Genomic DNA, 13,106 nt, shown 5'->3' on the forward strand with positions numbered 1-13,106 from the left:
TTTAGATATGGAGCTGAGTAAAGGGTGTTTATTCCACAATAGATATTTATTGGTTGGCGCTTTAGGATGTGGGGCATCGGCTGAAGTATGGAAGGCAAAAGATACCAAGGCAAATGATTTGACAGTCGCGTTGAAAATCTTCTCCGAACATGCTGACATGGATTCTTATGGGTTGCAGAATTTTGAGAGGGAGTTTACAACCGTGTATAACATGAAACATTCTAACTTGTTGCCTCCTACAGGTTATGATATATGTCAGGGCCGTCCATATCTTATTATGCAATATTGCGAGAATGGGTCGTGCAGCAGTATGATAGGACGGATGGAAGAAGAAGATCTTATAAAGTTCTTGCATGATGTTGCTGCGGGATTGGAGTATTTGCATGATCATAACATTATACATCAAGATATCAAACCGGATAATATACTGCTGGATGATAATTGTAACTTTATGGTTACAGACTTTGGTATCAGCGTAAATTCGAGTAGTGGGATAAATGATTCTAATGGTATGTCTGGGGGGACCAGGGCGTATATGGGGCCGGAGCGTTTTACCGGCATAACCAATAATGCCAGTGATATGTGGTCTCTGGGGGCCACTGCCGTGGAATTGCTTACAGGAAATCCTCCTTATGGAGAACATGGGGGGCTTCTTCAGGCGGAGGGGGAAACTTTACCGGAATTGCCGAAACTTCAGCCTGAAGTGAGGGGCTTGATTATGGGGTGCCTTGCGGAGGATCCTGCTAAAAGAATTAAGGCGAATGAGATACGACAGAAAATAGAACTTTATTGGGAAACCGGCTCTTGGGTCAAGCATTCGCAAAAACAAACAATAGCAATCGCTGTTACGGGTGTGCTCTCGGTATTGATGTGCCTTGGTATATTTTTATGGGATTATAATCGGATAAAAGTTTATTATTATAAAGATTATAGCGAATATTGGGGGATTCCTGAAGGAATAGGACGTCTTAGTGTCAATAAAAAGAATCATAAGGAGATGTGTTATAAGTTGGAATATAGCCAACGCAAACTGAGACATCTTTCTTTGGTCAATGCTATGGGAAAAGTGATAGGGCATACGGATACGGAACACATGAACAGCCGTTTTTCGGATGTGTATTATTTCTATACCGACGATGGCAAAATTGATTATAAGACTATTTATGATCCCAATGGGAGAATGTTGTTCAAAATGGATTATGATGAAAACCTTAAGACAGTGACTTTTCGTCAGAATGATGAATACGGAACGGAAATGAATCTTGAGGCCAACACGAATGTTCTTTATAAGAATGGATCGTCAACTTTTACTGAAAGGAGTCGTATATCTCGTTATTTGTTGGATTATGATGAAAATGGGCTGCTTACTGAAAGAAGGTACGTTGGCCTGCAAAATGTTCCGGCTAGTGACAAGGACAATATTTATGGGCAGCGATATAAATATGATAGCAAAGGACGTAAAATAGAAGAGTCTTTTATAGGCGTGGATGGTGGTTTGACAAGCAATAGTGATGGATTGGCTATAAAAATTTATACATACAGTGAAGATGATGATTGGACTTCTGTTTCTTATTTGAATATGGAGAGAAATGGGTCGCATGACGGAAATAATTGTGCGCTCGTAAAGTTGGATTATGACCCGTATGGCAACCGGATAAAGGAATCTTATTTTTCTATTGATGGTAAGCCTGCCATACGCACTGATTTAAATGTTTCCGGATTTCGTTATACTTACAATGAGAAAGGTTTTAGAGTTTTACAGTCCGGTTTCGGAGTGGATGGTAATTTAGCTTATTGTAATGCCGGATTTGTGACTCAGCGCGATTCCTGTAATGAGGATGGTTTTGTGGTACATCGCATTTTCTTGGATGATAACGACGTCCCTGTGCTTTATAATGCGGATGGAGATTGCTATAGTTCCATGGTTATTGTGCCTAACGCGACCGGTCTCCCTTTGGAAGTGAGCTATTTTGATGAAAATGGTAATCCGATGGAAACATCTGCCGGTATCTTTCGCATGGTGAGTGCATTTGACAGTCAGGGAAATTTAACGGAGCAGAAGTATTTTAATAAGGAAAATTCTCCCGTTGCTGTTAATGGCTTTTATTATGAGTGTAGAACGGAATATGATAAATTCAGTCACCCGATACGGGAATACTACTTGGATTCTGAAGGAAATGTGACAACGTCTGATGGCGTGGTGGCTGAATATAGATTTGAATATAACAGACAAGGTGCGGTGACGAAACTCTCTTTTTATGATGCTGAAGGCGCTCTTGTCGCGGGAATGGGCTTATTCGCGGGATACACTATTGAATATGATGAAATGGGAAATCAGAAAAATATACAATATTTCAATCCGGAAGGAAAACCTTGTGTGGGTGACGGAGGCTACTCGAAGGCTGAATATACTTATGATTTGAAGAGTAACTTCCTTGTAGAAGTGAAAAATACTGATATCAATGGAAAGGTGGTAGGTGATATTCGCTATAAATACGACACAAAGGGAAATGTCATAGAGTCCTATACTTTGGATGGTAATGGCAAACTGTCTCCGGGCACAGTGGTGGAAAGGAAGGAATTTGATGCGGATAATAGAATTATGACAGAATATTATTGTGATTTGAGTGGTAAAAAAGTTAATCTGCCTCAGAATTCATATTCTCAAGTGAAATATGAATATGATGAAAGAGGAAATCGTATCGTTACTACTTACTGGGGGGTGGACGGACAGCCTGCCCTGGATGAACAAAAATCACATAAGAGGATGTGTGAATATGATATGATGAACCGTGTCGTTTGCGAGAAAAATTTTGGGGTGGACAATAAGCCCATTTCAGGCTTGGATACTAATCCGGAAGGGTGGGTTAAATATGACCAGTGGGGGAATATGATAGAAATATCTTGCTACGATGGATTCGGCAAGCCACGTTTGTCAGCAGATGGATTCTTTATCCGTAAAACTCAATATGACAAACGTCGGAATATTGTTCATGAAGAATTTATAGGCACAGATGACAAGCTCATCTTAAATAAAAGCAATGGATATGCCCGGGCTGATTATACTTATGATAATCATGGCAATAAATTGGAAGCTAAATTCTTTGATATTTCAAAATGTATTAAGATCGAATCTTGGAAATATAATGATAAGAATAAGTTTGTAGAACAGCTGGTATGTGATGGTAATGGAAAATTGTCGGATAAATTCTATGGAGTGTCGAGAATGACGGTTGATTATGATAAAACGGGTACGATACCGGTTATACGGAAATATTATAATCAGACGGGAGGACTTCTAGGCACTCAGAAGTGGAATGAAGATAAAAGCGAGTGGGGGGAATTGAATATGACAGGCCGGTCTTCTCTGAATATGCCCTCTTCCAATTGGCAGGATGTCGTGCGTAATGACGCAAAGATGTGTCCTCAGAAGTTTGACAATAATGTTTATGTACAGTCTATCGTTTATACAAATACCTCGGTTACGGTAACAATAAAACTGGCTGGTGTCTCAAAATATGATATGGGTGAATTGGATGGAAATTCTGTAAAAGAAGTAGGTAGTACGATGAAAACTCAATTGCGGAATACATGGGGATTACCTGGCAACGTATCTTTGGCGATTGTTATTGTGGATAAGGCTGATAGAACAGTGTACACGATATAAAAAATAAGGAAAGATGAGAAGTATGAGGTTTATAGTGTTGTTTGCAGCATGCGTTATATTGCACTCGGTCGTTCAAGCGGCTGATTTGACGCCAGAGCAGGAGAAATTCCGTTCAAATATTATACAGTTTCTAAAAGAGGAAGGCTTTTCACCGACCATTGACGAGGATGATAATAGCGTTAACTTCAAGAAAGAAGGGACTCTTCATTGGATTGCCATATCGGATTCTAATCCTTTCTATCTGGAATTCCATAGAGTGGGGCTTAAATGCAATGATGCTGACAGGAAGGCTCTTCTTGCCGCTGTTAATTACGGAAATAGAAAGGTCCGTTGTGCAAAAGCGATGCTGGGCGATTCTTCTATATCTTTTGCAATAGAAATGTATTGCCACTCGGCCGAAGAATTTCGTTATGTCTTTTATAAATGCTTGAAGGAACTGAACTCCATGCATAAAACGGTTTCGGATTATTATAATGAACATCCCGACGGGGGGGAGACTGCTTCGGATCCTTTTACCGTTAGTTCGGTCTCTATCGCTAACACGGATAGTGAAAGCCATATTATTACTTCCTATGGAAGCAAAATATACAGTGGCAGAACCCAATATCTCAAACCTAAAATTTATATGAATACCACCCGGACTGGAACTTATGACATCTATGTGAAGTTTTATACACCAACAGGACTCTCCACTTCTTCAAATGCCAATAGTCCCGCTGGATATAGTTATAAAGATGCGGTGACAGTATCGGCAACAGGTTTTCAGGCTCATGAGTTGTCCGGCTGGGGAGGAAATGATCCGGGACATTGGAAGAAGGGTGAGTATCGTTTTGAATTTTACTATAAGAATAAGATGATAGCTAAAAAAGAATTTACAGTTTATTGATAAAGACAGAAAAATGGAAGGTAACAAATTATTTCATGACAGATATTTCTTGGAACGCTTGTTAGGGCGTGGTAATTTTTCGGAAGTCTGGTTGGCAAAAGATACCAAGACTGACATACAGGTCGCCTTAAAAATATATGCTCCTGCAACAGGTCTTGATGATGCCGGATTAAACGTGTTCGCACGGGAATTTTCTTTAGTCGTAAATGCAAATCATAAGAATCTGTTGAAACCGTTGTATTATGATTCTTGTGACCGCAAACCTTATTTGGTCTTGCCTTATTGCAAACAAGGCAGCATAATGAAGCAGGTGGGGAAATTTACAGAGCAGGAAGCATGGAAATTGATTCGGGATGTCGCTAGTGGGCTGGCGTGGCTGCATGGAATGAATCCTCCGGTTATTCATCAGGACATAAAACCGGATAATATAATGATTGGAGAAAAGGGGGACTTTATGATAACCGATTTTGGGGTCAGCTCACATTTAAAATCTACATTACGTAAGAGCCTCAGTTCCGCTTTCAGTTCGGCGGGAACCATTGCTTATATGGCTCCGGAGCGTTTTGGCAAAGATAATACTCCAATAATGGCGAATGATATTTATTCTCTTGGAGCGACGGCTTTTGAAATGCTGGCTGGTGATACACCATTTGGTGATGACGGAGGGCTTGTGCAGAAGAAGGGGGCTGAGGTCCCTGAGTTGCAGGGGGATTTTTCGGTGCAGTTGAAGAAAGTTATAGCAAAATGTTTGAGAACGAATCCTTGGGAACGTCCTACTGCGGAACAGTTGGAGATATATGCTTCGGCGGGGATGAGAGGGGAGACCATACGATTTATTGATGAGAAAACCTTTTTTCAAAAGCATAAGATCGTTATAATTCTTGCTGTAGTATTGGGATTTGCTTCTTTTGTCGTAGGTGGTGTCATGTTGAATAATCATCGGGAGAATGAACGTGAGCTCAGACGGGTCATGGCGGAAAAGCAATATAATGATTCTTTATCTTTTTGTATTCAGAGGTATCTTGTTACAGCTGATAGCTTGAAAAAAATAGGGGATCAACATTATGAAAACTATGAAATAGCTTATTTGGCTGCTTTTGAAAATTATAAGCGCGCGCAGGATTGTACTTTTAAGTTTATTGGTGATTCGGTATCTGTAGACGAAAAGAAATGGGAGGGGATGAAAAGTGTGGAGAACGAGTTGTATGCTGCTTATAAGACATTCAATGAAAAAGCGAATTTCTTTGCGGAAGAAAAGGAAATAGCTGATGACTTTAAAATGCGGGCTGATAAAATAAGTACAGTTATTGATATTGAAAGTGTGGGAAAAGTTTTATCGGATACGGTAAAAACAGAAAACTAGATGATAGAGTGAAAAAGATAAATAGTAAATAATAAATTGTTGTAATTATGTGTAGATTTGGATTATTGAAGAATATTTTTTTAGTGATGTTGCTTTTTATACCCTTGGCGGGACTTGCACAAAGTAGTTGTGACAAGTTGTTTGCTGATGGGGTAAAGTTACAACAAACCATGACCATAGCAGCTCAAAACAGGGCAATTGCTATGTTCGAGAAGGCAAAAGTATGTTATGATTCGAGTGAACGGAAGAATATTTGTGATCAACAGATAAAAACGAGTCTTACTATTATCAAAAATCTGAAGTCGTCTTCTAATGAAGGAAAGGAAAAGGCTAAGAAAAACACAGAGATGAATCCGGATGATTCTCTGTCAATAGAAAGTCTCCCTAAAAAGGAAGTTCGCAATGATATAAAGTTAGCTTTTAATAATAACCATTTGGTGTTTAAAGCGAAAGGTGGAGAATTTAAGAAGGTAAAAGTAGAATGTAATTATGATGATTGGAGAGTCACTGATGTTCCTGAATGGTTGACTGTATCAAGAAATGATGATGACGATCTCGTTGTTGAAACTAGTGAAAATACGATGGAGGAAGAACGGGCTGGTGTGATAAAAGTGGAATGTGGTGATAAGGAAATATCGTTGATTATAAATCAGAAGAAATATAGTAAATTGGAGAGATTGAAGATGAAGATTATAAAGTGATTTATTTTCCCTCGTTCCCTCCTTCCTTCCCGGGGTTTTATAAAAGTGCTGCCACTGCCACCACCCTTTTTGCTGAAACCACGATGGACAGGGCGTTTCAAGGGGTGGTGGCAGCACTTTTTTTTACGCGGTAAAAAGGGCTGCTGCCACCACCTTTCTTCGTTTTCTTTCCGGATGCCCGGTGCTTTCCGGCTGTTTTTTTCGGGGCTGGTGTCCGGAGCTGGTGTCCGGAGCTGGTGATGCGTACGGTCCGCCTTGTTCATCTTGAAAGCGTCAACTGATATCATAACTAAGTATTAACTCCGTCAACCATCCTTACAAGTAAGATGAAGGAGTAGTCAGCCTGAAGCGTTAAGCTACAATGAATGAGCATACGGACAAGGAGTTTCAACCGGTTCCGTCCGGCTGAAACTTTAGTTCCATCCGGTTGAAACTACAGTTCCGTCCGGCTGTAACTTCAGTTCCGTCAAGATGTAACCAGAGTTCCGCCGGATTGCAACTGTGGCTTTGTCTGTATGCAACCGTAGTTCTGTCTGTCCGTACCCGTCTCCTTTTCCCTGTGTTTGGTCCTCCTCCGCCTCCTGTATCTTCCCCCTCCAACGGTCGTTCCGGGGTAAAAAACAGGTGAAAGTGGTGGCAGCAGCCCTTTTTACCGCGTAAAAAAAGGTGGTGCCACCACCCCTTGAGAGGCCCTGTCCATCGTGGTTTCAGAGGGGTGGGTGGTAGCAGTGGCAGCAGTTTTGCAAAACTCTGTTGTAGGTGTTTTGTGAATCGTCCGGGTGTGCACGGAATTCTCCGGATATGTATGTGAAATGCCCTTTCCTCTCCGGCCCGGACGTTCTTGTCCTTTCGGAAAAGGATGAGGCCGTTCTCCAAAAAGATAACGGTCTTTAATAAAAAGATGATGGTCTTTTCTAAAAAGATGCCGGTCTTTTTAAAAAAGGTCCTGATGTTTTTTGCCGCTGCCGTAATCCGCTTCCTTTCCCATTCTTTCCCTTTTCTCCTCCCGTCTACGCACCTGTATGCGCACCCGCACGCCCGCGCGTGAATATTATAATGTGTGTCCCTTTCCCCTCCTCCGGAGTCCGTTTAAAAAACATGTCCTATAACATATCTCTGTATCAGCCTGTTACAAACTTGTTTCAAAAAAGTTCAGGAAAAACCGTAAGATATGTTTGGCTGTTAAGTTAAAACCGTCTACCTTTGCAACCGCAATCGGGAGAGATGCGGCACTGACAAAACAGTGTGACCGACTTGGTGATACAAACGTAGGAGCGTTGCTTTCCTTTATAAGGATCTGCACCCAGTATCTTACCTTAGCGTGGCTAAGGGAGCGAGAACGGATAAGACCTTTAGGAGCATACAGCCAACCGCCCGTTCAAGAAAGCCTTGAAAAAAAAAAGTTTTAAAAAACTTTCGGAAATATTTGGCGGTTAAAATTAAATCCCTTACCTTTGCATCCGCTTTCGAAACCGATAGCACAACAAGAAGAAGAGTTCTTTGAAAGATTTATAGATAAACAAACAAGTAGTACAAGCCTATACATTATATAGTATATATGGTGTTATAGAAAAAACAAGAACCGTCAATAATTGATATATTGATAGATCTGGATCCTTGAGCAGATTACAACACTAGCAATAGTGAAAAGAATATTTTTACAATGAAGAGTTTGATCCTGGCTCAGGATGAACGCTAGCTACAGGCTTAACACATGCAAGTCGAGGGGCAGCATGGTCTTAGCTTGCTAAGGCCGATGGCGACCGGCGCACGGGTGAGTAACACGTATCCAACCTGCCTTATACTCCCGGACAGCCTTCTGAAAGGAAGATTAATACGGGATGGTATCACGAGCCAGCATTTTCTCGTGATTAAAGAACTTCGGTATAAGATGGGGATGCGTTCCATTAGATAGTAGGCGGGGTAACGGCCCACCTAGTCTACGATGGATAGGGGTTCTGAGAGGAAGGTCCCCCACATTGGAACTGAGACACGGTCCAAACTCCTACGGGAGGCAGCAGTGAGGAATATTGGTCAATGGGCGCGAGCCTGAACCAGTCAAGTAGCGTGAAGGATGACTGCCCTACGGGTTGTAAACTTCTTTTATAAAGGAATAAAGTGAGGCACGTGTGCCTTTTTGTATGTACTTTATGAATAAGGATCGGCTAACTCCGTGCCAGCAGCCGCGGTAATACGGAGGATCCGAGCGTTATCCGGATTTATTGGGTTTAAAGGGAGCGTAGATGGGTTGTTAAGTCAGTTGTGAAAGTTTGCGGCTCAACCGTAAAATTGCAATTGATACTGGCAGCCTTGAGTACAGTTGAGGTAGGCGGAATTCGTGGTGTAGCGGTGAAATGCTTAGATATCACGAAGAACTCCGATTGCGAAGGCAGCTTACTAAACTGCCACTGACATTGATGCTCGAAAGTGTGGGTATCAAACAGGATTAGATACCCTGGTAGTCCACACGGTAAACGATGAATACTCGCTGTTTGCGATATACAGCAAGCGGCCAAGCGAAAGCGTTAAGTATTCCACCTGGGGAGTACGCCGGCAACGGTGAAACTCAAAGGAATTGACGGGGGCCCGCACAAGCGGAGGAACATGTGGTTTAATTCGATGATACGCGAGGAACCTTACCCGGGCTTGAATTGCACTCGGATATAGCGGAAACGTTATAGCTAGCAATAGCGAGTGTGAAGGTGCTGCATGGTTGTCGTCAGCTCGTGCCGTGAGGTGTCGGCTTAAGTGCCATAACGAGCGCAACCCTTGTCTATAGTTACTAACAGGTCATGCTGAGGACTCTATGGAGACTGCCATCGTAAGATGTGAGGAAGGTGGGGATGACGTCAAATCAGCACGGCCCTTACGTCCGGGGCCACACACGTGTTACAATGGGGGGTACAGAGGGCCGCTACCACGCAAGTGGATGCCAATCCCGAAAGCCTCTCTCAGTTCGGACTGGAGTCTGCAACCCGACTCCACGAAGCTGGATTCGCTAGTAATCGCGCATCAGCCATGGCGCGGTGAATACGTTCCCGGGCCTTGTACACACCGCCCGTCAAGCCATGGGAGCCGGGGGTACCTGAAGTGCGTAACCGCAAGGAGCGCCCTAGGGTAAAACTGGTGACTGGGGCTAAGTCGTAACAAGGTAGCCGTACCGGAAGGTGCGGCTGGAACACCTCCTTTCTGGAGAGGATGACTGATCGAAAGGTTCTTGTCCTTGTGCTGCTGGTTGTTTATTTAACATATAACTGTAGAAATACAGAGAAGAGAAAGAAGAAGCCGGGTCTAATACAGACTAGGTTGAACTTAGTCCTATAGCTCAGTTGGTTAGAGCGCTACACTGATAATGTAGAGGTCGGCAGTTCAACTCTGCCTGGGACTACGAATCTCAAGATTCGGGGGATTAGCTCAGCTGGCTAGAGCATCTGCCTTGCACGCAGAGGGTCAACGGTTCGAATCCGTTATTCTCCACAGTCTCTGAAAAGAGAAACGGTCTATGACATATTGTACAAGCAAAAAGTAATTTTAGTAGTAAAGAGCTGGAAGTATATATCATCCCGCCGACATGCAAGTGTCAGCGAATGGATAAAGAAAGTAAGCAAGGGCGCATGGCGGATGCCTTGGCTCTCGGAGGCGATGAAGGACGTGATAAGCTGCGACAAGCTTCGGGGAGGTGCAAATAACCTTTGATCCGAAGATTTCCGAATGGGACAACCCAATATCCTGAAGGGATATTATCCTACTTAGTAGGAGGCTAACGCAGGGAACTGAAACATCTTAGTACCTGCAGGAAAAGAAAATAAACAATGATTCCCCAAGTAGTGGCGAGCGAACGGGGAAGAGCCCAAACCATCCATGTTACGGCATGTGTGGGGTTGTAGGACTACGATATCGGACGAAAGCTGATGAAAAGAATGATCTGGAAAGTTCAACCATAGAGCATGAAAGTTGCGTATTTGAAGTCAGCCGAACCGTAGTAGTATCCTGAGTAGCGCGGAGCACGAGGAATTCTGCGTGAATCTGCCGGGACCATCCGGTAAGGCTAAATACTCCCGAGAGACCGATAGCGAACCAGTACCGTGAGGGAAAGGTGAAAAGCACTTCGAACAGAAGAGTGAAACAGTCCCTGAAACCGTGCGCCTACAAGCGGTCGGAGCAGCTTGAGCTGTGACGGCGTGCCTTTTGCATAATGAACCTACGAGTTGCCGTTGCCGGCAAGGTTAAGGGTGATGACACCCGAAGCCGAAGCGAAAGCGAGTCTGAATAGGGCGCCTGAGTCGGCAGTGGCAGACGCGAAACCAAGTGATCTACCCTTGACCAGGTTGAAGGCTGGGTAACACCAGCTGGAGGACCGAACCAATAAGCGTTGAAAAGCTTCTGGATGAGTTGAGGGTAGGGGTGAAAGGCTAATCAAACTTGGAGATAGCTCGTACTCCCCGAAATGCATTTAGGTGCAGCCTTGCGGGTTACTGATGTGAGGTAGAGCGACTGATAAGATGCGAGGGCTTCACCGCCTATCAAGTCTTGACAAACTCCGAATGCGCATCAGTCCTACCGCAGGAGTGAGGGCATGGGTGCTAAGGTCCGTGCCCGAGAGGAGAAGAATCCGGACCACCTGCTAAGGTCCCGAAATGACAGCTAAGTTAAACTAACGAAGTCGGACTGCCATGACAGCTAGGATGTTGGCTTGGAAGCAGCCATTCATTTAAAGAGTGCGTAACAGCTCACTAGTCGAGGAGTCCGGCGTGGATAATAATCGGGTATTAAGTTGTCTACCGAAGCAGTGGGATCATGTAAATGATCGGTAGGGGAGCATTCCACCCGGCGTCGAAGGCGTACCGTGAGGTATTCTGGAGCGTGTGGAAAAGCAAATGTAGGTATAAGTAACGATAAAGCAGGTGAGAAACCTGCTCGCCGCAAGACCAAGGTTTCCTGATCAACGCTAATCGGATCAGGGTCAGTCGGGTCCTAAGGCTCAGCCGAACGGCGAGGCCGATGGCAGAAACGGTTAATATTCCGTTACTACCTTTACGGGCGATGTGGAGACGCAGAAGTGACAGTGCCGCCATCTGACGGAATAGATGGTTGAAGGGTGTAGAAGCTGATCGTGGCAGGCAAATCCACCACGTGATTCGAACCTGAGAGTATGCCGCGTCCTCCGGGACAAGGCAATAGTGCACGTAAGCATACTGCCGAGAAAATCCGCTAAGCTATACCGTAAAGGTACCCGTACCGTAAACGGACACACGTGGTCGGGATGAATATTCTAAGGCGCTTGAGTGATTCACGGTTAAGGAACTAGGCAAACTGACCCTGTAACTTCGGGATAAAGGGTCCCTCCTCGCAAGAGAGGGCGCAGAGAATAGGTCCAGGCAACTGTTTAACAAAAACACAGGGCTGTGCGAAATCGAAAGATCCGGTATACAGCCTGACACCTGCCCGGTGCTGGAAGGTTAAGAGGAGACGTCATCGCAAGAGAAGCGTTGAATTGAAGCCCCAGTAAACGGCGGCCGTAACTATAACGGTCCTAAGGTAGCGAAATTCCTTGTCGGGTAAGTTCCGACCTGCACGAATGGTGTAATGATCTGGACGCTGTCTCAACCGTGAGCTCAGTGAAATTGTAGTATCGGTGAAGATGCCGATTACCCGCGATGGGACGAAAAGACCCCGTGAACCTTTACTATAGCTTATCATTGAATTTGGGCACGTGATGTGTAGGATAGGTCGGAGGCTTTGAAGCAGGTACGCCAGTATTTGTGGAGCCGCTGTTGAAATACGACCCTTCATTTGTTTGAGTTCTAACTCGTGATGCGAGGACACTGATTGGTGGGTAGTTTGACTGGGGTGGTCGCCTCCAAAAGTGTAACGGAGGCTTCTAAAGGTGCCCTCACGGCGATTGGTAACCGCCGGGAGAGTGTAATGGCATAAGGGCGCTTGACTGGGAGACTCACAAGTCGAGCAGGTAGGAAACTAGAGCATAGTGATCCGGTGTTTCCGTATGGAAGGGACATCGCTCAAAGGATAAAAGGTACTCCGGGGATAACAGGCTGATCCCTCCCAAGAGCTCATATCGACGGAGTGGTTTGGCACCTCGATGTCGGCTCGTCACATCCTGGGGCTGGAGAAGGTCCCAAGGGTTGGGCTGTTCGCCCATTAAAGTGGCACGCGAGCTGGGTTCAGAACGTCGTGAGACAGTTCGGTCTCTATCTATCGTGGGCGTATGAAATTTGCGTGGCTCTGACACTAGTACGAGAGGACCGTGTTGGACTGACCTCTGGTTTACCGGTTGTGCCGCCAGGTGCATCGCCGGGTATCCAAGTCGGGATCGGATAAGTGCTGAAAGCATCTAAGTACGAAGCCGGCCACAAGATTAGATTTCTCAGGGTCGTTGCAGACGACGACGTTGATAGGATGCAGGTGTAAAGATGGAGACATCAAAGCCGAGCATTACTAATTGCCCGTTCACTTTCTTTATGAAACGGA

The 13,106-nt window shown here is 44.5% G+C and carries 4 protein-coding genes, 2 tRNA genes and 2 rRNA genes; all 8 read left to right on the plus strand.

Annotation, left to right across the window (positions count from 1 at the left end; translation table 11 throughout):
* Positions 1 to 7: 7 nt before the first annotated feature.
* The 8 genes from ACYQ0C_RS03800 (at position 8) to ACYQ0C_RS03835 (ending at position 13,097) form a co-directional block, all read left to right on the plus strand.
* A complete protein-coding gene (locus ACYQ0C_RS03800; protein ID WP_257464091.1) occupies positions 8 to 3,667 on the plus strand; it encodes a serine/threonine-protein kinase in 3,660 nt (1,219 codons plus the stop codon).
* A gap of 13 nt (positions 3,668 to 3,680) precedes the next feature.
* Positions 3,681 to 4,553 (plus strand): hypothetical protein, encoded by an 873-nt coding sequence (locus tag ACYQ0C_RS03805; RefSeq protein ID WP_016278339.1) that lies wholly within the window; start codon positions 3,681 to 3,683, stop codon positions 4,551 to 4,553.
* 13 nt (positions 4,554 to 4,566) lie between these two features.
* Complete coding sequence (locus ACYQ0C_RS03810; protein ID WP_016278340.1) at positions 4,567 to 5,916, plus strand: serine/threonine protein kinase; 1,350 nt, start codon at positions 4,567 to 4,569, stop codon at positions 5,914 to 5,916.
* A 47-nt stretch (positions 5,917 to 5,963) separates the two neighbouring features.
* Positions 5,964 to 6,617, plus strand: coding sequence for a BACON domain-containing protein (locus ACYQ0C_RS03815; protein ID WP_016278341.1), 654 nt, complete (start codon positions 5,964 to 5,966; stop codon positions 6,615 to 6,617).
* A 1,660-nt stretch (positions 6,618 to 8,277) separates the two neighbouring features.
* Positions 8,278 to 9,806 (plus strand): 16S ribosomal RNA (locus tag ACYQ0C_RS03820).
* Positions 9,807 to 9,931: 125 nt separating this feature from the next.
* Positions 9,932 to 10,005, plus strand: a tRNA-Ile gene (locus ACYQ0C_RS03825).
* 15 nt (positions 10,006 to 10,020) lie between these two features.
* Positions 10,021 to 10,094 (plus strand) — tRNA-Ala (locus ACYQ0C_RS03830).
* Between the two features lie 117 nt (positions 10,095 to 10,211).
* Positions 10,212 to 13,097, plus strand: a 23S ribosomal RNA gene (locus ACYQ0C_RS03835).
* Together the 16S and 23S rRNA genes with 2 tRNA genes alongside form the textbook arrangement of a ribosomal RNA operon.
* Positions 13,098 to 13,106: the final 9 nt, after the last annotated feature.

The organism is Phocaeicola sartorii JCM 17136 = DSM 21941, assembly GCF_054653615.1.

Coding starts and splice junctions, on each gene's coding strand:
- ACYQ0C_RS03810 (WP_016278340.1), top strand. CDS start 4,567: ATGGAAGGTAACAAATTATTTCATGACAGATATTTCTTGGAACGCTTG.
- ACYQ0C_RS03800 (WP_257464091.1), top strand. CDS start 8: ATGGAGCTGAGTAAAGGGTGTTTATTCCACAATAGATATTTATTGGTT.
- ACYQ0C_RS03805 (WP_016278339.1), top strand. CDS start 3,681: ATGAGAAGTATGAGGTTTATAGTGTTGTTTGCAGCATGCGTTATATTG.
- ACYQ0C_RS03815 (WP_016278341.1), top strand. CDS start 5,964: ATGTGTAGATTTGGATTATTGAAGAATATTTTTTTAGTGATGTTGCTT.